General features: G+C 65.3%; 22 protein-coding genes. 16 read left to right on the forward strand and 6 right to left on the reverse strand.

Translation table 11 applies throughout. The features are described from left to right. Nucleotides 1–26 precede the first annotated feature (26 nt). Nucleotides 27–914, reverse strand: a complete 888-nt coding sequence (locus DTX69_RS10500; protein ID WP_119301499.1) for a proline iminopeptidase-family hydrolase — start codon at nucleotides 912–914, stop codon at nucleotides 27–29. A gap of 221 nt (nucleotides 915–1135) precedes the next feature. Here DTX69_RS10500 and DTX69_RS10505 point away from each other — a divergent pair, with 221 nt between their 5' ends. Beyond that, nucleotides 1136–1939, forward strand: coding sequence for an IclR family transcriptional regulator (locus DTX69_RS10505; RefSeq protein WP_162917067.1), 804 nt, complete (start codon nucleotides 1136–1138; stop codon nucleotides 1937–1939). A 15-nt stretch (nucleotides 1940–1954) separates the two neighbouring features. On the opposite strand, the gene htpX is transcribed toward DTX69_RS10505, so the two are convergent. Continuing rightward, complete coding sequence (gene htpX, locus DTX69_RS10510) at nucleotides 1955–2884, reverse strand: zinc metalloprotease HtpX (protein WP_119301501.1); 930 nt, start codon at nucleotides 2882–2884, stop codon at nucleotides 1955–1957. Between the two features lie 116 nt (nucleotides 2885–3000). Between htpX and DTX69_RS10515 the strand changes: the two genes are divergently transcribed. The 9 genes from DTX69_RS10515 to DTX69_RS10555 all read left to right on the forward strand — a co-directional run bounded on the left by DTX69_RS10515 (nucleotide 3001) and on the right by DTX69_RS10555 (nucleotide 11176). Beyond that, complete coding sequence (locus tag DTX69_RS10515; protein ID WP_119301502.1) at nucleotides 3001–3192, forward strand: DUF1674 domain-containing protein; 192 nt, start codon at nucleotides 3001–3003, stop codon at nucleotides 3190–3192. Between the two features lie 138 nt (nucleotides 3193–3330). Beyond that, nucleotides 3331–4224, forward strand: coding sequence for a DUF1223 domain-containing protein (locus DTX69_RS10520; RefSeq protein ID WP_162917068.1), 894 nt, complete (start codon nucleotides 3331–3333; stop codon nucleotides 4222–4224). A gap of 128 nt (nucleotides 4225–4352) precedes the next feature. Then, nucleotides 4353–4862 (forward strand): sigma-70 family RNA polymerase sigma factor, encoded by a 510-nt coding sequence (locus tag DTX69_RS10525; RefSeq protein WP_119301504.1) that lies wholly within the window; start codon nucleotides 4353–4355, stop codon nucleotides 4860–4862. A 32-nt stretch (nucleotides 4863–4894) separates the two neighbouring features. Then, on the forward strand, nucleotides 4895–5839 hold the full coding sequence (locus DTX69_RS10530; RefSeq protein ID WP_119301505.1) for a FecR family protein: 945 nt from the start codon (nucleotides 4895–4897) through the stop codon (nucleotides 5837–5839). Nucleotides 5840–5963: 124 nt separating this feature from the next. Continuing rightward, on the forward strand, nucleotides 5964–8360 hold the full coding sequence (locus DTX69_RS10535) for a TonB-dependent receptor domain-containing protein (protein WP_162917069.1): 2397 nt from the start codon (nucleotides 5964–5966) through the stop codon (nucleotides 8358–8360). 6 nt (nucleotides 8361–8366) lie between these two features. Continuing rightward, nucleotides 8367–9518: a PepSY-associated TM helix domain-containing protein gene (locus DTX69_RS10540; protein ID WP_119301507.1), complete on the forward strand. Its 1152-nt coding sequence runs from the start codon at nucleotides 8367–8369 to the stop codon at nucleotides 9516–9518. A 1-nt stretch (nucleotide 9519) separates the two neighbouring features. After that, on the forward strand, nucleotides 9520–9720 hold the full coding sequence (locus tag DTX69_RS10545; protein ID WP_119301508.1) for a hypothetical protein: 201 nt from the start codon (nucleotides 9520–9522) through the stop codon (nucleotides 9718–9720). Between the two features lie 58 nt (nucleotides 9721–9778). Further along, nucleotides 9779–10735 (forward strand): bifunctional Delta(1)-pyrroline-2-carboxylate/Delta(1)-piperideine-2-carboxylate reductase, encoded by a 957-nt coding sequence (lhpI, locus tag DTX69_RS10550; RefSeq protein ID WP_119301509.1) that lies wholly within the window; start codon nucleotides 9779–9781, stop codon nucleotides 10733–10735. A 108-nt stretch (nucleotides 10736–10843) separates the two neighbouring features. After that, the gene (locus DTX69_RS10555; protein WP_119301510.1) at nucleotides 10844–11176 is read left to right on the forward strand and encodes a carboxymuconolactone decarboxylase family protein; all 333 of its coding nucleotides are present in this window, start codon (nucleotides 10844–10846) and stop codon (nucleotides 11174–11176) included. Nucleotides 11177–11202: 26 nt separating this feature from the next. Here DTX69_RS10555 and DTX69_RS10560 read toward each other — a convergent pair whose 3' ends face one another. Beyond that, on the reverse strand, nucleotides 11203–11406 hold the full coding sequence (locus DTX69_RS10560) for a heavy-metal-associated domain-containing protein (protein ID WP_119301511.1): 204 nt from the start codon (nucleotides 11404–11406) through the stop codon (nucleotides 11203–11205). A 122-nt stretch (nucleotides 11407–11528) separates the two neighbouring features. On the opposite strand from DTX69_RS10560, the gene DTX69_RS10565 reads away from it, so the two are divergent. Genes DTX69_RS10565 through hrpB form a run of 4 tightly spaced genes read left to right on the forward strand, consistent with a single transcriptional unit; the run spans nucleotide 11529 to nucleotide 17096 of the window. Continuing rightward, nucleotides 11529–13754: a heavy metal translocating P-type ATPase gene (locus DTX69_RS10565; RefSeq protein ID WP_119301512.1), complete on the forward strand. Its 2226-nt coding sequence runs from the start codon at nucleotides 11529–11531 to the stop codon at nucleotides 13752–13754. Continuing rightward, nucleotides 13754–14164 carry a Cu(I)-responsive transcriptional regulator gene (gene cueR / locus DTX69_RS10570; protein WP_322090886.1) on the forward strand — a complete coding sequence of 137 codons (411 nt, stop codon included), beginning with the start codon at nucleotides 13754–13756 and terminating at the stop codon, nucleotides 14162–14164. The genes DTX69_RS10565 and cueR overlap by 1 nt, the downstream gene beginning before the upstream one ends. Beyond that, nucleotides 14161–14595 carry a YqaA family protein gene (locus DTX69_RS10575; RefSeq protein ID WP_119301513.1) on the forward strand — a complete coding sequence of 145 codons (435 nt, stop codon included), beginning with the start codon at nucleotides 14161–14163 and terminating at the stop codon, nucleotides 14593–14595. The genes cueR and DTX69_RS10575 overlap by 4 nt, the downstream gene beginning before the upstream one ends. Nucleotides 14596–14606: 11 nt before the next feature. Further along, entirely contained in the window at nucleotides 14607–17096 is a 2490-nt protein-coding gene (gene hrpB, locus DTX69_RS10580; RefSeq protein WP_119301514.1) for an ATP-dependent helicase HrpB, read from the forward strand. On the opposite strand, the gene DTX69_RS10585 is transcribed toward hrpB, so the two are convergent. Together DTX69_RS10585 and DTX69_RS10590 are read right to left on the reverse strand one after the other, a co-directional pair. Further along, complete coding sequence (locus DTX69_RS10585) at nucleotides 17093–17728, reverse strand: exopolysaccharide biosynthesis protein (RefSeq protein ID WP_162917070.1); 636 nt, start codon at nucleotides 17726–17728, stop codon at nucleotides 17093–17095. The two genes, hrpB and DTX69_RS10585, sit on opposite strands and share 4 nt — an antisense overlap. 82 nt (nucleotides 17729–17810) lie before the next feature. Further along, the gene (locus tag DTX69_RS10590; protein WP_119301516.1) at nucleotides 17811–18371 is read right to left on the reverse strand and encodes an NUDIX hydrolase; all 561 of its coding nucleotides are present in this window, start codon (nucleotides 18369–18371) and stop codon (nucleotides 17811–17813) included. A gap of 79 nt (nucleotides 18372–18450) precedes the next feature. On the opposite strand from DTX69_RS10590, the gene DTX69_RS10595 reads away from it, so the two are divergent. Then, nucleotides 18451–19272 (forward strand): FecR family protein, encoded by an 822-nt coding sequence (locus DTX69_RS10595; protein ID WP_119301517.1) that lies wholly within the window; start codon nucleotides 18451–18453, stop codon nucleotides 19270–19272. Nucleotides 19273–19287: 15 nt separating this feature from the next. On the opposite strand, the gene DTX69_RS10600 is transcribed toward DTX69_RS10595, so the two are convergent. Then, nucleotides 19288–20484 carry a phosphoglycerate kinase gene (locus DTX69_RS10600; RefSeq protein WP_119301518.1) on the reverse strand — a complete coding sequence of 399 codons (1197 nt, stop codon included), beginning with the start codon at nucleotides 20482–20484 and terminating at the stop codon, nucleotides 19288–19290. A gap of 119 nt (nucleotides 20485–20603) precedes the next feature. On the opposite strand from DTX69_RS10600, the gene DTX69_RS10605 reads away from it, so the two are divergent. Next, nucleotides 20604–21377, forward strand: a complete 774-nt coding sequence (locus DTX69_RS10605; RefSeq protein ID WP_162917071.1) for an SDR family NAD(P)-dependent oxidoreductase — start codon at nucleotides 20604–20606, stop codon at nucleotides 21375–21377. Nucleotides 21378–21440: the final 63 nt, after the last annotated feature.

Raw genomic sequence — 21440 nt, forward strand, 5'->3', positions numbered from 1 at the left:
CTGGCGCAACGCAGGCCATGCTGCCTCTAACCCCGATGCCGCCCCAGAAAGTCCAGTAGGGCGGGATAGTAGGCCTGTGGTTCCTCATAGAAAGGCATGTGCGAGGAATTGGGGAACACCTTCAGCTCGGCATTGGGAAGGTGCTGCTTCAGGCGCAACGCGCAGGCCGGTGTCAGCTCGTCATGTTGCCCGCAGGTGATCAAGACCGGCACGGTGATTCGATGCAGGTCGGGGACTCGGTTCCAGTCCTTGAGATTGCCGGTGTAGAGGAACTCGTTGGGGCCCTGCATGGTCATGTAGGGGCCCATGTTCCAGTCGTCGAGCGAGCGCTTGACGGGCGCCGGCCATTCCTCCAGCCGGCAGACGTGGCGGTAGTTCAGGATCGTAATTGCCGCCATGTATTCCGGATGATTGATCGTGCCCTGGGCCTCGTGGCGCTGCATCATCGCCACCGTCTCGGAGCCGAGTGCGCCGCGCAACCGTTCCAGCTCGCTGATGAGATGCGGCATATCGGCGACGGTGTCTTCCAGCAACAAGGTCTTCAGCTTGTCGCCATGATGGAGAGCGTATTCGATTGCCAGCCAGCCGCCCCAGGAATGGCCGAGCAGATGCACCCGCCCGAGATCGAGGGCGGTACGGATCGTCTCCACCTCCTCGACGTAGCGCGCGATGCTCCAAAGTGACTCGTCGGTCGGCCGGTCCGATCTGCCCGTGCCAAGCTGATCGAACGTCACGGCGCGATAGCCGTGGTCCGCGAGAAAGGAATGCGCTTCGCGCAGATAGTCGCACGGAAGGCCCGGACCACCGTTCAGCAGCATGACGACGTCATTGCCGCTGCCGAAACTGTACGTGACTACACGGTATTTGCCGACCGCGACCTCTTCGGTCCGATCGGGCGCGCGCTCACCCCACATCGTGCCACCCCTGTCCAGCACCGGACCGGATAGCCGCCGGGCCGAGCGTGATAGTGTATTGTTATCCGATACTTCTTATTGCACCATACTACATGATCGATTCGGGGCTGACAATCGGGCTAGGCTGATTCGGAGCCGAACGGGGCGTCATGGGAACGGCCAGTTATCGTATCGCAAGGGGCACGGCGCAGGGCGGGCATGCCGGTCAGCTGCGCGCGCCCATGCATCGCGCGCAGCGTGAGGACGCCCTTTTCGTTGGTTCACTGGAAAAAGGTCTCAGGGTGCTGAATGCCTTCCTGACGGGAGAACCGGACCTGGGGCTCAGCGACATCTGCCGCCTGGCCAGTCTCGACAAGAGTGCGGCCCAGCGCTTCGCCCACACGCTCATGGTGCTGGGCTATCTCGAGAAGGACCCGCGCACCCGCCGCTATCGCCCGTCAACTCGCATGCTCGACTGGTCGGTCGCGTATATGCGCTCCGATCCGTTGATCCAGGTTGCCGGGCCGCATCTCGTCGAGCTGCACGAGCAGACACGCCAGGCCGTCAACCTCAGCCGCCTCGTCGACACCGATGTCAGCTACGTCGTGCGCATCCCGGCGCGCCGCGCGCGGCTACTGAGTCCGATTGTGGGCGAGCGAGTCCCGGCCTTCTGCACGGCCAGCGGCCGAGCCATCCTGTCCGGTCGGCCCGATGATGAAGTGGCTGCGATCCTCGATCGTTCGGACATGCTGCCGTTCACGGAACGCACGATCTGTGATCGCGGCGAAATCCTCGCCCGGATCGCCGCGGCGCGCCGGGTTGGCTACACGATCGCGGAAGAGGAGTGCCTGCCCGGCGAGCTGACGATTGCCGCGCCCATCCTCAATGCCGAGGGGAGGTCGATCGGCGGCGTGAACATGTCCATGACGACGCGAGACTGGACGCCGAAGCGCATGCGCATCGAGCTTGCGCCGGCGCTGCTGCGGACGGTCACCATCCTGTCAAGCCTGCAGGGCTACCGGCCATCATCCGCGGTGCCGGCCTGACGGAGCGGGTGAGTTCTAGCTCCAGGGCCCGCGCACTGTGGAATTGGGGATGGTTGATCGCCGCACGCGGGCCTGAGGCACAGGGCTTTCTGTGGTCATGATGTCGCCGTCCATCGCCAGCAGGCGGTCGACGCGCTCCTGCGTGTTCGGGTGGGTGGAGAACAGACTATCTGCGCCACGTCCGTGCAGCGGGTTGATGATGAAGAGGTGCGCGGTCGCGGGATTTGCTTCCGCGTTGTGGTTCGGAATCTGCGCCGCGCCGTTGGAGATCTTGACGAGCGCTGATGCGAGGGAGCGCGGCCGGCCGCAGATCGCCGCGCCAATCCGGTCCGCCTCGTATTCGCGCGAGCGCGAGATCGCGAACTGCACCAGCATCGCGGCCAACGGTGCCAACAGCATCACCAGCAGCGCACCGAAACCGCCGAGCGGCGCTTCGCGATCGCGGCCGCCGCCGAAGAACAACGCGAAATTCGCCAGCATGCCGATGGCGCCGGCCAGTACCGCCGTAATGGTCATGATCAGGGAGTCACGATTTTTCACGTGCGCGAGCTCGTGCGCCATCACGCCTTCGATCTCGTCGCGGCTCAGCATCTTGATGAGCCCGGTGGTGGCGGCGACCGCGGCATTCTCCGGATTGCGGCCGGTCGCAAAGGCGTTCGGCTGCGGATTCTCGATCAGGTAGACCTTCGGCTTGGGCAGGCCCGCGCGTGCGGCCAGGTCGCTCACCAGGCGATGGAACTCCGGCGCGGTCGTCTCGCCGACCGGCTCGGCGCCATACATGCGGAGCACCAGCTTGTCCGCGTTCCAATAGGCGAACAGGTTCATGCCACAGGCGATCACGAATGCGATCACCATGCCCTGCTGCCCACCGATCAGGAAGCCCGCTGCCAGGAACAGCCCGGTCAGAGCCGACAGCAGCAAGCCCGTCCGCATATAACCGCTCATCCGTCTTGGCCCCTCCTGAGGCCCTATCATCCGTCCGGTTATGAAATGGTCTTTCCGCGTCGGGAATCAAGGCGAACGCTTGGCCGGACCAGGCCGATGCGTATATCATTAACAGCATGACAAAGCCTGATGCCAATGCACCAAAGGCAGCCGATCCGGTGACAGATGCACCGGCTGGCGGAGCGTCCAAATCGCCGAACGATGCCCACAAGGCATCAAAGCGGCCGCGCGAGATCGGCGGGCCGAGTGGGCCCGAGCCAACACGCTATGGCGATTGGGAGCGCAATGGCCGCGTGAGCGACTTCTGAAGGCATGCACGAAATGGTGCACATGGCAGCGCTCGATGGAGCCAGCCAGGGCGATCCATCGAGCCAATCCGACGTCTCACCCCTTCGTGATTCGCCCTGGCGCCAGCGCAATTCCATTCTGTTCCTATGAAAATCCGCGTGGCCATCCTGTCGGCAATTTTATTGGTATTGGGCCTAGTGCTTGGCTCGGCGGCTGCCCGCGCCCAAAGCCTGGATGTGGATCTGGATGGGACCGGCGGCAGCACTGGCCCCCGGTTCGGCCAATCGCTGGTAGCGCCGAATTCGCCCGGCGCCGGATCGCCGGGGGTCGACACCGGCCCGCTGGCGGCGCCGAAGCAGGAATACACGCCAATCATCCTCACCACCGTGCCGGCCCCGATGGTGGTGGAACTGTTCACCTCGGAAGGCTGCTCTTCCTGTCCGCCGGCGGATGCGTTGCTGGGCGAGTTGACGCAGCGTCAATATGTGCTGCCGCTCTCGTTCCACGTCGATTACTGGGACTATATCGGCTGGAAGGATCGCTTCGCAGATCCCGTCTTTACCAAGAGACAGCGCGCCTATGCGGAGGCGCAGGGCTCTTCGATGGTCTACACGCCGCAGATGATCGTCGCTGGTGCTATCGATGTCGTCGGCTCCGACCGCAAGGCGGTCGAGAAGGCGCTGAAGAAAGCCTACACGCGCAACACAATGTATCGCATCCAGGTGATGCGCGAGAAAGATGGCCGCGTGATGGTGCAATTCCCGGAGGCGCCGATCGGCGTGCCGGCGACCGTGTGGTTGGTGACCTATCAGAAGAGCGCGGAGAGTCATGTGAAGGCCGGCGAGAATGCCGGGCGCAGCCTGATGACGTACAACGTGGTGCGCTCGCTGCAGAAGGTCGGCATGTGGTACGGACCCGCGACCGAGATCGAATTGAAACTGAACCCGGCCGCCAAGGCCAACTCGCCCGACGCTTGCGCCATCATCGCCAATCAGGCCGAGCATGGGCCGATCATCGCCGCCGCCGCCTTCAATTTCACCAAGGCGTGGTAGCAACTGCCATCGAACGGCAGCGGTTGATCCCTGGGCAACCCTCCGATAGGCTCGCCACTTCCTGATCGGATCGAGCCGGCCCCAAACGGGTACGTCGAAGCCGCGAACCCCGCCTGGTAGCGCCGCTTGTGACGTACGATTCTGTCCGCCTCGACCTCTTCCTTGCCCATCGCAGCGCGCTGATCGACTACGCCCAGCCGATCGTCGGCTGCAGGGCGCGCGCGGAAGACGTCGTGCAGGAGGCGTATCTGCGCTTCGCCGCTGCGACCGAGCGGGCGGATGACACGATTCTGCAGCCGGTCGGCTATCTCTATCGCATTGTGCGCAACCTGGCGCTGGACTGGGCGCGGCACCTGGCGCAGGAGGATCGGCCGCCGCCGGGGGCCATGGAACGGCTTGCATCCGCCGCTCCATCGCCGGAGCAGGCGACTGTGGATCGCGACCAGTTGCGCATCGTCATCGCGGCGCTGGATGAATTGCCGCCGCGCACGCGCCGGGCGTTCGAATTGAACCGGTTGCAAGGCGAGACGTTTCCCGCGATCGCCAGGCAGCTCGGCATCTCGGTCGGCTTGGCGCACCGGTTGGTGAAGGACGCGCTCACCCACTGCGCGGACCGCCTCGGCGGATTCGAGTCGTGAAAATCCGCAGAGCTGGAGCGTCTTCTCCTCGCATGACCTTCAAGCCTTCACCATCGGATCCAAAGCTGGCCGGCCCGATCTGGGATCGCGCGCTCGATTGGCTGCTACGCGTCCAGGCTGCACCGGAGGACCGGCAGCTGCGGGCGTCGCGCGATGCCTGGCTGGCGCAGGACGCGAGCCATCTCCAAGCCTATCGGCGTGCGGAGCAGGTCTGGCGTGTGACCGGGGCCGTGCCACGGCCTGCGCAGCCGAAGCCATCGGGGAAATGGTGGCGTCAGGGGTTTACGCTCGCGGCTGCGGCGCTTGCCGCCTGCCTGCTCTTGTGGCTGGCGTCGGATCTCGGCGTTCTGCTCCGGGCGGACTACCGCACCGGCGCGGGCGAAGTCCGTGACGTGCCGCTGCCGGATGGTTCGATCGTATCGCTCGACGCGGATAGCGCGATTGCCGTGCCGGCAGACCGTGCGGTGGCCCTGCTCGACGGGCGCGCCTTCTTCCAGGTGACGCGCGACGCGGTTCACCCGTTCACGGTGGCCGCCGGCGCGGCAAAGGTGACCGTGCTCGGCACCGCGTTCGACGTCCTGCTGTCCGACCGCGCGGTGACGGTTTTCGTTCAGAGCGGGTCGGTCTCGGTGACCGCCGATCCCGCACGTGCTGTCACATTGCAGGCGGGACAACGCGCGATCGTCGATCGCGCCGACGGCAGCATCGAAACCAGCACGATCAGCACTGCGGGCATTGCCGCGTGGCGCAGGGGCAAGCTGGTGGTTGATGGCGCACCGGTTGCCGACGTGCTGGAGGAGCTGTCGCGGCATTACAGCGGCGTTATCCTGTTGCGCGATCCAATCCTCGGCGCCCGCCGCATCACCGGCGTGTTCGACCTCCGCGACCCCGACGCCGCCCTGCGCGCCGTGCTGCAGCCGTATGGCGGCCGGATCCTCCGTCTGACGCCCTATCTGCTGGTGGTCGACGGCCGCTGAGCCCGCCGCCGTCATGAAAATCGCCGCTGCCCGTGAAAATCCTGGTGCCCCATCCGTCTGTTGCCAAGTGCAAATGCGAATTGTTTGCACTCTAGGGTATGTTGGGGCATAGATGGGGGACGGAATGACGAGGCAGGGGCGCGGCCGGTCCGGCGCGCGCAGATGGCGTTTGGCGCAACTGGTGGGCATAACCGGCTTGGCTGTTTCGTACGCCGCGACGGGAGCGGCGGCCAGCGATTGGCAGAAGCGCCTGCAACAGCTGGAGCAGGGGGCGGCGGCCTATAAGCAGATCGCGCAGGCCGGGGTCGCACCCTACGACATTCCCGCCCAGCCTCTATCGAGCGCGTTGACCGCGTTCGGCCAGCAATCCGGCCTGCAAGTCGCGGTCGACAGCGCCATTCTCGAGGGCCTCCAATCACAGCCGGTCTCGGGCACCCTGACGCCGGAGGAAGCATTGGGCCGGCTGCTCAGCGGGACCGACGTCACGTGGCGGATGAGCGAGCCCAACATCGTCATGCTGGAGCGGGTGGTGCCGCTCGAGCCGCGCGCCATGACCTTGCAGCCTTTGACCGTGACGGCGGAGCGCACCGAGCGCTCGATCATGGACACAGCCACCAGCGTCGTCGTGCTCGATGCCGACACGATCGAGCAGCGGCCTGGAATGAAATCGACGAACGATATCATGTCCAGCATTCCCAACGTCGTCGCGCCCTCCACCAGCAACATTGCGCCCGCGGTGCGCGGAGTCGACGGCACCGGTCCCGCACAGGGCGCGGACGCGTTCCTCGCCGGTACGCGGCCCCGGCTCAACGTCCAGATCGACGGGCGGCCGCAGAGCTACAACGAAGTGGTGTTCGGTGATGTCTCGCTCTGGGACGTTGAGCAGGTTGAAGTTCTTCGTGGCGCGCAAAGTACGCTGCAGGGCCGCAACGCCATCGCCGGCACGGTCGCCGTCAAGACAAACGACCCGACCTACGACTTCGAGGTCGGCGCACGCGCGATCGGCGGCGACTATGACCGGCAAACGCTTTCCGGCATGGTGTCGGGTCCGCTGATTGAAGATCAACTCGCGTTCCGCGTGGCCATCGACCAGCAGCTGAGCGAGAGCTATGTCGATTTCGAAGACGACGTCGAGAATGTCGGCGATCCGGGCGACTCCGAATTCCTGAACGCCCGCGCCAAGCTGTTGATCGAACCGAAGGCGTGGGAGGGATTCTCCAGCACGATCACGCTGACACATTCCGACTATCTCGCGCCGCAGACGGAGAGCGTGCTGCGGCCGGCCGACGAGCATGAGTCCTCGTATCCGCTCATGCCGACATTCAACCCGGTCTCGACCGGCGGCATCGTCGATACCAAGTGGCAGATCAATGACAACTGGGCGCTGGAGAACACCACGTCCGTCACCAGCATCGAGATCACGCGCAAGGCGGTTCCGGGTGACGGCAACGCGGAAATCGAAGCGACCGAGATTGTCAGCGAGCCGCGGGTCCGCTTCACGGGATTGGACGGCCGGCTGAATGCGCTCGGCGGGATCTACGTCTTCAACAACGAACAGGACGAGTTCATCGACCTGTTCGGTGGAGGGACATTCCACGACGAAACGACGACGCTCGCCGTGTTCGGCGAGGGCACTCTGACTGTCTTCGAGGACTTCGATATCACCCTCGGGGCGCGTTATGAACGCGAGGAGCGCCGCCGCACCGGGGCACTCTTTGTGTTCGAAAACGATCTCGACGAGACCTATGACGCATTTCTGCCCAAGATCGGCTTGGCCTGGCACCCGACGGACCAGCTCACCTTCGGCGCCGTGGTTTCGCGCGGCTACAACGGAGGCGGTGCCGGCTTCACTTATGACGTGCCGTTCGAGAGCTATACCTTCAAGCCGGAGTATGTCTGGACGTACGAGACCTATGCACGGGCGGAGCTGCTGAACAAGACGCTGACCCTGACCGGCAACCTGTTCTATTCCCGCTACAAGGACATGCAGGTCCCGCTCGATCTCAATCCCGACCCGAGCGTCTGGTCTTACGTCATTCGCAATGCGGACCGGGTCGACACGTACGGCGCGGAGCTTGGCGCGCGCTGGCTGGCGGCGCCCGGATTGACGCTGTTCGGCGAAGTCGGGTTGCTGGAAACCGATATCAAGGAGTATCGCAACTCCCCGTTCGAGGGCAACGATCTGGCGCTGGCGCCGAACGTGACTGCCGACTTCGGAATTCTCTATCGCCATGAGAGCGGCTTCGAAGTGAGCGCCGATGCACGCTATTCCGGCGATTACTTCTCGACCGTCGAGAACCTGAAGGAGGCAGAGGTCGACTCCTACTGGCTGCTCAACGCGCAGGTTGGATACACGTTCGGCGCCGACGCGAACGTGCGCATATTCGGCTTCGTCAACAACATCCTCGATTCCGACGATCCGACGCTGATCGATCCGGGCAGCGTCGCCACGACATCCGACGACGTGCTGAACGTCGTGCACCCACGCAGCTTCGGCGTCGGCGTGGAGGCTCATTTCTGAGGTCGCATGCGGGCACGTACCATCAAGACCTGGCATCTGGTGCATAAGTGGACAAGCCTCGTCTGCACCTTGTTCCTGCTGATGCTCTGCATCACGGGGCTGCCGATCATCTTCTATGAGGAGATCGACCACGCCACCGGCAACGTGCCTGACCTGCCGCCGCTCGAAGGTAATGCGACGCCGGCCGGGACGGATGCGATCGTCGCGGCCGCGCAGCGGCTCTATCCGGGCGAACAGGTGAAATACCTGATCTGGGACGATGAGGAACCGAACCTGGTCTATGCAAGCCTGCAGGGGCCAAATTCGGCGCCGGATGATTTCCGGACCCTGGCGTTTGACGGGCGCACCGCCGCTCTGCTCAAGGAGCCGAACTACAATTCCGGCTTCATGTATGTGATGGTGACGCTGCACATCGATCTGTTCGCCGGATTGCCCGGGACACTCTTCCTCGGCTTCATGGGGTTGCTGTTCGTCGTTTCGATCGTCTCCGGCACCGTTCTCTATGCGCCCTTCATGCGCAAGCTGACCTTCGGCACCGTGCGCCACGACAAGGCGCCGCGCGCCAAATGGCTCGACCTGCACAATCTGCTGGGCGTGGTGACGCTCACTTGGGCGTTCGTGGTGGGCGGAACCGGAATCATCAACGCCTTGGCAGAACCGATGCTGGCGCTCTGGCGCATGGACCAACTGGCGGAGATGACCGCGCCGTACCAGGGCAAGCCGCCGTTGCAGGAACCCGGCTCCGTCGACCGTGCGCTGGAGACGGCGTTGGCCGCGGCGCCGGGCATGAAACCCGACTTCGTGGCGTTCCCGGGCACCGATTTCTCCACCGATCACCACTATATGTTCGCCATGCTCGGCGATACGCCGCTGACCTCCCGGCTCATCCAGCCTGTGCTGGTCGATGCCGAGACTGGCGGGCTGATCGAGACGCGCGAGCTGCCGTGGTATCTGACGGTCCTGCTGATCTCTCAGCCATTGCATTTCGGCGACTATGGCGGCATGCCGTTGAAGATCCTGTGGGCCGCCCTCGATGTCGTAACCATCATCGTGCTGGGCAGCGGCGTCTATCTATGGCTGGCGCGCCGGCGCTCTTCGTCGATCGAGGCGGAAATTGCCGAACTGGAACGGGCGGAAGCCCGCCTCGCGGCGCAATAGCATGGCCATCAACGGATCGGCCCCCGGCGGGCGCCTCAGCCTGCGCCAGGTTTTCGCGGCGCCGCTGGCGATCGCCATCGTCAGCATCATCGGGCTCGTGTCGGCCCTTGTGGGCGACGACATCTGGGATGTCTTGTCCTGGCTGACACTGGCAGTGCCGGTCGCCGTCATCCTGTGGTACTGGTTGCGTCGGCCCACATAGACTCTTCCCAGATAGCCTCTTCCAGCCTGGGCGCCGAAATCGTAAGGTCCGGCGCATCATGACCGATGTTCCTTATGTGAGTGCGGCGGAGCTCGAGCATTTGCTCGACTATCCCTCGTTGGTGGATGCGCTGGCGGAAGGCTTCGCGGCCGATTGGACCGTGCCGGTCCGTCATCATTATTCGATCCCGATGCCGAACGGCGAGCCGGACCAGACACTGCTGCTGATGCCGGCCTGGGAAGCGGGGCAGGCGATCGGGATGAAGCTCGCCACCATCACACCCGGCAACGGGCCGCGTGGCCTTCCCGCTGTGAACGCCGTCTACCTGCTGGTCGATGGCCCGACCGGCCAGCCGCGCGCCTTGATCGAAGGGGCCAGCCTGACGGTGCGGCGCACCGCCGCCGCCTCCGCGCTGGCGGCGCGCTATCTGGCGCGGACGGATGCCTCGCGCATGCTCATGGTCGGGGCTGGCGCGCTCAGCCGGCCGCTGATCGAGGCGCATTGCTCACAGCATTCCATCAAGCGCGTGCAGCTCTGGGCGCGCGACGCTAAGAAGCGTGATGCTAAGGTGAGAGAGCTGGCCGCCCTCGGCCTGCCGGTGGAGCCGGCCGACGATCTGGAACAATGCGCGCGCGAAGCCGACCTCATCTCCTGCGCGACGTTGAGCAAGGAGCCACTGATCCGTGGCGCCTGGCTGAAATCGGGGGGGCATCTCGACCTGGTCGGCGCCTTTACGCCCGAGATGCGCGAAAGCGACGATGCCGCGATCGGCCGGGCATCCTTGTTCTGCGACACCCGCGCCGGTGCGCTCAAAGAGGGCGGCGACCTGGTCATTCCGCTCAAGGCCGGCCTCATCACCGAGGCGGCGATCAAGGCGGATCTGGCTGATCTGACCCGCGGCAAGCACAAGGGCCGCATGAGTGCGGACGAAGTGACGCTCTTCAAGTCGGTCGGCACCGCGATCGAGGATTTCGCGGCGGCGCGCCTGGCGATGCAACGCCTTCAGGCGCGCTAGTTCCATATCGGTCGGTTCACAAGTCCATACGCGTTCGGCATTGGAGGAGTGGCTCGCAGGCTCCCATCCTCGATCGTAGGCCATGCCTATGAACGAAAGGATGCCCCGATGTACGAGATGAAGAACTTGGCCCGCCTATCCGCCCTCAAGCGTACAATCCCTGACACAATGGCGGCTTTCGATGCGTTTGGTGACGCTGCGCTCGCTGAGGGTGCCTTGCCGCGCAAGGTGAAAGAGCTGATCGCGGTGGCTGTGGCGCTCACCACCCAGTGCCCCTATTGCATCGAGATCCACAGCAAAGAAGCGCGCAGTGCCGGTGCAACCGATCTGGAACTGGCGGAGACTGCAATGCTCGCGGCGGTGATGCGGGCTGGCGGCGCGATCACCCACGCCGCCCACTTGTTTCCTGCGGCGGAGCGAATCGCGCAGGCAGCAAAATAGGCGAAGTTAGTGGCTAGGAGGGGTGGCTAAGCCGCCTCTCCAACCACGTCGAAGCCGGCGTCCTCGATTGCGCTGACCACGGTCTGCTTGGCGGTAGCGCCGTCGATCGCGACCTCGCCCGACTGCAGGTCGACGGTGACCTTGACGCCCGGAGCAGCCGCGGTAATCGCGCGCTCCACGGATTTGGCGCAGCCGCCGCAGGTCATGCCCGATACTTTCAGCTTCATCATGGGTGGCTCCTCGGATCCAGATGTCCGCAATATGGACCCTCCCATCATGGGAAGGTCAAGGGAAGCGGCCGCGGCAAAATCGCGCTTGACCTTCCAATGATGGTAAGGTCCATCTAGGCACCATGACATCCTTGGAAGCTGCCGCTCCGGCACAAACCTCCGTCCAATCGCCGCGTGCCGCCGACCGTCATGTCACCATCGGCGTCACCGGCATGACCTGCGCAGCCTGCGTCGGCCGTATCGAGCGGGTCTTAAAGCGCGTGCCCGGCGTTGCCGCCGCCACCGTCAACCTCGCGACCGAGATCGCGTGGATCGAGGGCGACGCGCGCGTCACGCCCGCCGCGATCGAGGCGGCGATCGCCAAGGCCGGCTACGGCACGCGTCCGGTCGACCATGGCGGCGTGCCGGAGGATCAGGGCAAGCTGCGGCGCGAATTGGCCTGGATCCTGGCGGGCGTTGCGCTCACGACTCCCTTGATCGTGCCGATGCTGGGGGCGCTGCTCGACCGTCACGTCATGCTGTCGGCCTGGTGGCAATTGGCGCTGGCGGCGCCGGTGCAATTCTGGCTGGGCGCCCCATTCTATCGCGGCGCGTGGAAGGCGTTGCGTGGCGGAACGGCCAACATGGATGTGCTGGTGGCCCTCGGCACCAGTGCTGCCTTCGGCCTCAGCCTCCATCTGATGACGACCGGGACCGTTCACCTCTATTTCGAAACGGCGGCGGTCATCATCGTGCTGGTGCGCCTCGGCAAATGGCTGGAGGCGCGGGCCAAGCGCCGCACCTTGAAAGCGCTGGAGGCGCTCGAATCGCTTCGTCCGACCGAGGCCTTGGTGCGGCGCGATGGGCAGGATGTGGTTGTTGCCGTCAACGCTTTGCGTCTGAACGAGCTGCTGGTGGTGAAGCCGGGCGGCCGCATCGCGGCGGACGGCGTGGTGGCGGAGGGGCGATCCGCCGTCGACCAGTCGCTGCTGACTGGAGAAAGCAAGCCAGTGGATGTCGAGCTGGACGATCATGTGATCGGCGGCGCGGTCAACGGCGACGGCCTGCTGCTGGTGCGCGTGACCGCCATCGGCGCGGAATCCATGCTGAGCCGCATTGTGCGCATGGTGGCGGAGGCGCAAGGTGCCAAGGCCCCCATCCAGCGCCTGGTGGACAAGATCAGCGCCGTGTTCGTGCCGGTGGTTCTGGTCATCGCCGCGATGACGGTCGCGGGCTGGGTGATTGCCGGGCATGGGTGGGAGCCGGCGATCCTGCACGCTGTCGCGGTCCTGGTCATCGCTTGTCCCTGTGCGCTGGGCCTGGCGACGCCGACCGCCATCATGGTGGGGACAGGAGTCGGTGCGAAGAACGGCATCCTGATCCGCGATGCCGTCGCGCTAGAGACGGCCGGCGCTACCACCATCATGGCATTCGATAAGACCGGCACGCTGACCGTCGGCAAGCCGCACCTGACCGATATCGTGACGACGGAAGGTCTGCCGCGCGACCGCCTCCTGGCGCTTGCCGCCGGTTTGCAGCAGGGCGCCAATCACCCGTTGGCGCACGCGGTGACCGAAGCTGCGGCGCACGTCACGCCGCTGACGATGTCAGACCTGCGCACGTTGCCCGGACGCGGAGTCGCCGGCTGCGCGGACGGACGCAGCCTGTTGCTCGGCAACGGGCGCCTGATGCAAGAGCAGGGCATCGACCTTGCCGCCTTGAGCGCGGCTGCGACGAGGTTGCAAGCCCAGGGCTATTCCGTCTCCTATCTCGCTGACGTCGATGCCAAGCGCGCGCTCGCGGCACTGGCCTTCGGCGATGCGCCAAAGGCGAGCGTGAAGCAGGCCTTGGCGGCTTTGCATAAGCTGGGCGTGCGCACCCTGATGCTGACCGGCGACAATGTCGCCGCTGCGCGTCATCTGGCGGCTGAAATCGGCATCGACGATGTGCGCGCCGAATTGCTCCCGGCAGATAAGGTCGGTGCGGTCACGGAGTTGAAAAGCAAGGGTGAAACCGTCGCCATGGTGGGCGACGGCGTCAATGACGCGCCGGCGTTGGCGGCTGCCGATCTCGGGATCGCCATGGCGACCGGCACCGACGTTGCAATCGAGACCGCGGGCGTTGCGCTGATGCGGGGCGATCCGCTGCTGGCCCCAGCTGCTATCGACTTGGCGCGCGCGACCAGGCGCAAGATCGTGCAGAACCTGGTCTGGGCCTTTCTGTTCAATGTGCTGGGGATTCCGCTGGCGGCGATGGGCGGCCTGACGCCGATCGTGGCGGGCGCGGCCATGGCGCTCAGCAGCGTCACCGTGGTGACCAACGCGCTCAGTCTCAATCGTTGGCGATTCCGAGTCTCGGGAGGTGCGTAATGGTGATGTCGATGAACCGGGAAATGACCATCGGGCAAGCGGCCAAATCCTCCGCCATCTCGGCCAAGATGATCCGGCACTACGAATCGATCGGCCTCCTGCCGAAGGCGCAGCGCACGGAGTCAGGCTACCGGCTCTATGACGACAACGACGTGCACACGCTGCGCTTCATCCAGCGCGCGCGGTCGCTCGGGTTTCCTTTGGAGACGATACGCACTTTGCTTGCTTTGTGGCGTAATCGCCGGCGCTCCTCCTCCCATGTGAAAGATCTGGCGGAACGTCACATCGCGGATCTCGAGCGCAAGATCGCGGAAATGCAGTCGATGGTGCGCTCGCTGAAGCATCTGGCGCACCATTGCCACGGCGATGACCGGCCGGAGTGTCCGATCCTGGACGATCTCGCTGGATGAGCCTGGAATTCGCTGGCCTCGGTGGCCTCTTCCTCGCGGCCCTCATTGCATCGACGATCGTTCCGGCTTCCTCCGAAGCTGTTCTGGCCGGCCTGGTCGCGAGCGGCGCCTACGCGCCTTGGATGCTGGTTGCCACGGCCAGTCTTGGCAATGTGTTGGGCGCCACGATCAACTGGGCGCTGGGCCGCTGGGCGGCCGAGTCGCGCTGGGTGCGGGAGAATGCGCGGCTGGCGCGCGCAAGCCTTTGGTTCCGGCGCTACGGCGCTTGGTCGCTGCTGCTGTCCTGGTTGCCGATCATCGGCGATCCGCTGACCCTTGCCGCGGGCCTTGCGCGCTTGCGCTTCTTGTTCTTCCTGCTTCCCGTCGCGGTCGGAAAGGTCGGCCGCTACCTCGTGGTGTTCTATCTGGCGGACTGGATATCGAGACCGTAAGGTGCCGCGCCATGAGCGCGCGCATTGTGACCGATCTGCCGATCGAGCCGTTGGTTCCGGAGATTCTGGAGGCGCTCGCGGCTGTGCCGAACCTGGTGCTGGAAGCGCCGCCCGGCGCGGGCAAGACGACGCGCGTGCCGTTGGCCCTGCTCGATGCTGCCTGGGCGAAAGGCGGAAAGATCATCGTGCTGGAGCCGCGTCGGCTCGCAGCGCGTGGCGCCGCGGCCCGCATGGCAGCGATGCTGGGCGAGGAGGTCGGAGCGACTGTCGGCTACCGCGTGCGCCTGGACCGGAAGGTAGGGCCGAAGACCCGTATCGAGGTGGTGACCACTGGCCTTTTCCTGCGGCAGCTGCAGGGTGATCCTGCCCTCCCGGGCGTGGCCGCGATCCTGTTCGACGAGTTCCACGAGCGCACCATCGAAGGAGACATGGCGTTGGCCTTCGCGCTGGAGGCGCAAGTCGGCCTGCGCGAGGATCTGCGGCTGGTGGTGATGTCGGCAACGCTTGATGGCGAAAGCGTTGCGCAGCGGATCACCGGCGCGCGGCGCCTGCGCAGCGAAGGACGCGCCTTTCCGGTCGACACGCGCCACCTGGGTGACGATCCCAATGCGCGGCTGGAGGATCGGATGGCCTCTGCCATCCGCCGCGCCCTCAGCGAGGAAAGCGGTGACGTACTGGCGTTCCTGCCCGGCACAGCCGAGATCCGCCGCACGCAGGATCGGCTGGGGGGCGAGGACCGCGCCATCGTGCTGCCGCTCTATGGCGATCTGCCTCTGCCGGAGCAGGACAGGGCGATCCGCCGCGATCCGCTAGGCCGGCGCAAGATCATCCTCGCGACCTCCATCGCCGAGACCTCACTGACCATCGATGGCGTGCGGGTAGTGATAGATAGCGGCTTGCGGCGCAGCCCGGGCTTCGACCCCAACAGCGGCATGTCGCGCCTCGTCACCATCAAGGCATCGCTCGCCGCGACGGCGCAGCGCCGCGGCCGCGCAGGCCGCACGGAACCCGGCGTGTGCTATCGCCTATGGAGCGCGGCCGGCGAGCGGGCCTTGCCCGCATTTGATGCGCCGGAGATCGAAGCCGCAGATCTCGCGCCCCTTGCCCTGGAGCTGGCGGTTTGGGGCATCGCAGATTCCACCTCGCTAATGTTGATGACGCCGCCACCCGCGGCTGCGCTTGCCCAGGCGCGCACGCTGCTGCGCCAACTGGACGCGATCGATGCGAACAACCTGGCGACGGCGCATGGAAGGCGCATGGCGGAGCTGGGCGTGCATCCGCGCCTGGCGCACATGATGGTGCGGGCGAAGGAGCGTGGGCTCGGTGATCTTGCCTGCGACATCGCGGCCATCTTGAGCGAGCGCGACCTGCTCAAGGGGCGCGAGAGCGACGCCGATCTGCGTCATCGCGTGCAACTGCTTCGGCGCGAGTCGAATGATCCGGCGCTCGATCGCAATCAGCGCGCTCGTGTCTGGCAATCGGCGCTGGATTGGCGGCGGCAACTCGGCGTGAAAAAGGAGGCGGAATCGTCGATCGCGCAGTGCGGGCAGGTGCTGGCGCTCGCTTATCCCGATCGCCTGGCACAGAAGCGCGGCGGCGTGGGCCAGTTCCGCCTCAGCAACGGCCGCGGTGCCATGCTCCGAGCGCACGACCCGCTTGCGGCTGAGGATTTCCTGGCGGTCGGGTCTCTGGATGGGGAAGCGCGCGAGGCTCGAATCTTCCTGGCAGCGCCGATCGCACTGGCTGAGATCGAGGAGGATTTCGCCGACGCGATCAAAGAGCAAGATGTGCTCGCCTGGAATCCGCGCGCCGAAATGGTGGAGGCGAAGCGCGAACGCCGGCTGTGGTCGCTGGTGCTGGATGAGAAGCCGCTGAAGGCTCCGCCGTCCGATCGGGTGATCGCGGCGATGATCAAAGGCATTCGTGCGATGGGATTGGCCGTGCTGCCCTGGACCGACAACGCGCGCAACCTGCAGGCGCGCATCGCCTTCCTGCGCCGAACCAGCGGGGACTGGCCCGATCTCAGCGATGAAGCGCTGCTGGCGAGCCTGGAGGATTGGCTGGCGCCCTGTCTCTCCGGCATGACGCGCCGCGCGCATCTTGCCAATGTTGATCTCATGGATGCGCTGCTGTCGCAGCTCGACTGGAAGCAGCGCCAGGCTCTCGACGCGCTGGCGCCGACCCATCTGGTCGTGCCCAGCGGCTCGCGCGTGCCGCTCGATTATCAGTCGGGCGAGGTGCCGGTGCTGGCGGTGCGCTTGCAGGAGATGTTCGGCGCGACGGACACGCCCGCGATCGCGGGCGGCAAGGTGCAGGTGTTGTTGCATCTACTCTCCCCCGCGCGGCGGCCCGTCCAGGTGACGCGCGACCTCAAGAGCTTCTGGGCCAACTCCTATCGCGCGGTGAAGGCGGACCTCAAAGGCCAATATCCGAAGCACTACTGGCCCAACGATCCCCTGCAGGCGGAGCCGACGGCGCGGGCGAAGCCGCGGCCGCGCTAGCCAAACATCGCGAACGCGATCTTGCCGATTCCGAACACGACCGCCGTCAACCAGGCGATGGCTGCGATGGAAGCGAGATAGCCGAGGACTGCCATCAACCCATCGAGCTCGATCAGCGCGAGGGCGAACAGGATGAGCGCGACGGCTTGCGGCAGATTGCCCATGGGGATCGGCAGCGCCAGCGTCAGCGCGTGGATCAGAGCCACCACGCCAATCGCGCGCTCCCCGATCCCCACGACGGCCGGCGTCCAGCGCGGCCGTATTGGTTTCTCCAGCCAGCGCAGGAATGGGTTGGTCTTCACGATGAAACGCGAGAGCTGGCCGCGCGTGAAGCTCTTCTGGCCGATCCATTTCGGCAACGCGGGCTCGTCCTTTGCCAGTATGAGCTGGATGGCGATGTAGAGGATTGCCATGCCGGTAACGAAACTGACGCCTGGCACGCCGGGAAACGGCAGCAGGTTCGGCACGGCAAACGCGATCAGCAATACGCCGAAGCCGCGCTCGCCCAGCACATCCAGCATCTCGCCGAGCGAGACCTTGTCCTCCGGCTTGCCGATGCTGAGGCGATGCAAGACCTGGGACGCGGTCTCGCGCGGGTTCAGTTCTGAAGCGGCGGCAAATGGCTGATCCAAGGCAAGACTGTCCCAAGGAATTTCCTTGTGTAAACAGTTGATCGCGCCTGGAATTGCAGCGCCAACGAAGGTGTGAGCGCTGCTAGAAGTCGCCCGTCTCGCCCGGCGGGTTGGTATAAGCCGCGAAGCTGTCAAGGTGCCGGCTTTCCTGGAACTGGTGTAGGGCCCAGTGCACCGAAGGGAAGGCGATGTCGCTCCAGGGGATTTCGTCGAACTCAAACAGGCGAGCGTCCAGGCTCTCCGGCCCGGCGCTGATCTCGTCAGTCAACAGCCGCGCACGATACATGAGCTGGACCTGGCTGATGCGCGGGACCGTATAGACAGCGAGCAATGTCTCGATTTCGATCCTCGCGCACGCTTCCTCCCATGCCTCGCGCGCCGCGCCGGCCGTGGTCGTTTCGTGCAGCTCCAGGAATCCCGCCGGCAAGGTCCAGTGCCCGCGGCGCGGATTGATGGCGCGCCGGCACATCAGGATGCGCTCGCCCCAATGACAGACCGAGCCGACGACGATCTTCGGATTCTCGTAGTTGATGAAGCCGCACTCGGCGCACACCTGGCGCGTGCGCGTGTCGCCTTCCGGGATGGCGCTGATGAAGTTGGTGCCGTGTTGCGGCGCGGGGACAATGTTGGTCTTTTCAGACATTGGAACAGTCTGGCGAACCAGGTGCGGCGTGGCAAGCCCATGAACTCTTTCTTAAGGCGGGCATGGGTGTAATGAAGCCATGTATGCCCGACAATATTCCCGGATCGAGCTCGTTGCGCTCACTTTCGCTGCCCTGACGCTATGGCCGGTGGTGGCGCGCGCGGAGGTCGCGATTGGCACCGCGCGTGTCGTCGTCGCGGATGTCTCAGCCGAGACCGCTGTTGCGAACCGCCGTCTCGCGACCGCGGACGAGGTGCGGTACCAGGAACTCATCGCGACCCAGGGTAGCTCCGCTGCCGTCATCCAGTTCGTCGACGAGACGGAACTGGCGATCGGCGAGCGCGCACGTGTGAGGCTGGACGAGTTCGTGTTCGATCCGGGCGCCGCCGGCGTGTTGGATCTCACGCTGGAATTCGGCGCGCTGCGGTTCTCGACCGGGACGATGCAGAAGCCCGCCTACAAGGTTTCCACACCCAGCGCGACGCTCGCCGTCCGCGGGACAGAGTTCGACCTGGCGGTGGACGATACTGGTGTGACATATCTGCTCGTACGCCACGGCGCTGTCGAGGTCCTTGGCAACAATGGCGAGCGCAAGCAGGTCGGCGCCGGCCAGTCGCTGACGGTCAGCGACGCCGGCGTGCCGACGGACCCGCGCATTGCCGCTGCCTTGCCCGTCGGCGCGTTGCCGGCCAAGATTGCCGCGATGGACGCAACGTTGGCCGGCGCTCTCGCCGGTGCAGGTCTCTCCGCCGACGGATTGAGCCATCTTTCCGTGCTTGCCAAGGCACGTTCGCTGTCCTCTGGTTCGCCTCCCGATGGAACGCGGCCCGATGTCGGCAAGGCGGGCAAGCCCGGCCGCGACGGCAAGGACGGAAAAGGCGGCAAGCGCGGCCGGCCTTAGCGCGCCCCTGTTATTTCACTTCTGCGCCAGGGCCGCGACGCCAGGCAGTTCCTTGCCTTCCAGCCATTCCAGGAACGCACCGCCAGCTGTCGAGACATAGGAGAATTGCTCCTCCACGCCTGCTGCCACCAATGCCGCGACCGTATCGCCGCCGCCCGCGACCGACAGCAGGGATTTGGCTCCGGTGAGCGACGCGGCTTCCTTCGCGACAGCGACGGTTGCGCGCTCGAAGGGCGGCGTCTCGAAAGCACCGAGCGGGCCGTTCCACACCAGAGTCTTGCAGGTCTTCATCTCGGCAACGATTGCTTCGACCGTCTTCGGCCCGACGTCGAGGATCATCTTGTCGCTCGGCACGGCCGTGGCTGCGATCGTCGCGACCGTTGGGTTGGCCTTGAACTCGGTCGCCACCACGGCATCTGCGGGCAGCAGAATCTTGCACTTCCTGGCTTGCGCCTTGCTCAGGATCTCGCGCGCGGTGTCGGCCATCTCGCGCTCCGCCAGGGATTTGCCGATCTCCGCACCCTGCGCGAACAGGAAGGTGTTGGCCATGCCGCCGCCGATCACCAGCCGGTCCACCTTGCTCACCAGGTTGCCGAGCAGGTCCAGCTTGGTGGAGACCTTGGCGCCACCGACGATCGCCATCACCGGGCGCTTGGGATCATCGAGCGCCGCCTGCAGATGATCGAGTTCCGCCTGCATCAGGCGTCCCGCCGCCGCCGGCAACAGATGGGCGACACCTTCCGTCGAAGCATGGGCACGATGGGCGGCGGAGAAGGCGTCGTTCACATAGAGATCACCGAGCGCGGCCAGCTGCTTCGCAAAGCCCGTGTCGTTCGCTTCCTCCTCATTGTGGAAGCGCAGGTTCTCCAGCAGCAGGACATCGCCGTCCTTGAGCGCCTTGACCGCCTGTTCGGCGCTCGGGCCGATGCAATCGTCGGCAAAGGCGACCTTGCGGCCCAATGCCTTGGCCAGCGGCTCGACCAGCGGCGCCTGGGAGAATTCTGACGCGCGCTTGCCTTTGGGTCGGCCGAAGTGCGACAGCACGATGATCCGAGCACCCTTGCCGCTCAATTCCTTCAGGGTTTCTGCCGAACGTTCGATGCGGGTCGCGTCGGTGACCTTGCCGTCCTTCATCGGGACATTGAGGTCGCAGCGCACCAGCACGCGCTTGCCGGTCACAGAGAGGTCATCGAGGGTGCGGAACTTGGGCATTCGGATCCTCCAATGTGAAGCAGCAGGCGATGTTCCACAGGACCCGTTGAATTGCAATGCGCCAATGGTGCGAATTTGCGGCATGGCCTATCTTGGCGCGCGAATTCGAGAGGGGTCGAATGACATATCGTTGTGCTCTGATCACCGGCGCGTCCAGCGGGATTGGCGAAGCGTTCGCGCGCGCCCTGCCCAGATCCACATCCCTGCTGCTGACCGGTCGCGACCGGATGCGCCTCACGCATCTGGCCGGGGAGCTGGCAAATGCCGATCGCACGGTGCGCAGCATCGCCGCCGATCTGGTGACGGCGGAGGGGCGGCGGGCGGTACTCGGCTTCGCTGAGGGGCAGCCAATCGACCTCCTCATCAACAATGCCGGCATCGGATATCTGGGCCGGGTGGCGGACAATCCGCCGGAGCGGGAAAGCGAGATGGCGCAGCTCAACATGGTTGCGCCGGTGGAGCTGACCCGCGCCTTGTTGCCCGGAATGCTGAAGCGCGCGGAGGGCGGGCAGCGCGCCGGCGTGATCTTCGTCGCCAGCGCCGCTGCTTTTCTGCCCATTCCCTTGTTCGCGACCTATGCCGCCAGCAAGGCGTTCCTGCTGCACTACGCCGAGGCTTTGGCAGAGGAATTGTCAGACGACCCGATCGATATCCTGGCGCTCTGTCCCGGCGCGACCCGGACGCGGTTTTTCGAGCGGGCAAACGTGAACCGCGCCAACTTGCCGCAGCTGGATGACGCCGAACGGGTGGCGCGGCAAGGATTGCAGGCACTCGGCCATCGCGTGGTCCATGTGGTCGGTCCCGCGACCTATCTGGCGACTGCCGCGGCGCGCTTCCTGCCCCGCCGCTTCGTCGCCGCAGCGGCCGAGCGCGCAATGCGGCGGTGGCAGTGACTGATTACTGGCCTCTGTTAACCAAACATTTGTCTATTATCTAACAGGATGCGACCATAGCCG

The sequence above is a fragment of the Dongia deserti genome, assembly GCF_003574735.1.
In the GTDB taxonomy this organism is placed as follows: Bacteria; Pseudomonadota; Alphaproteobacteria; order Dongiales; family Dongiaceae; genus Dongia_A; species Dongia_A deserti.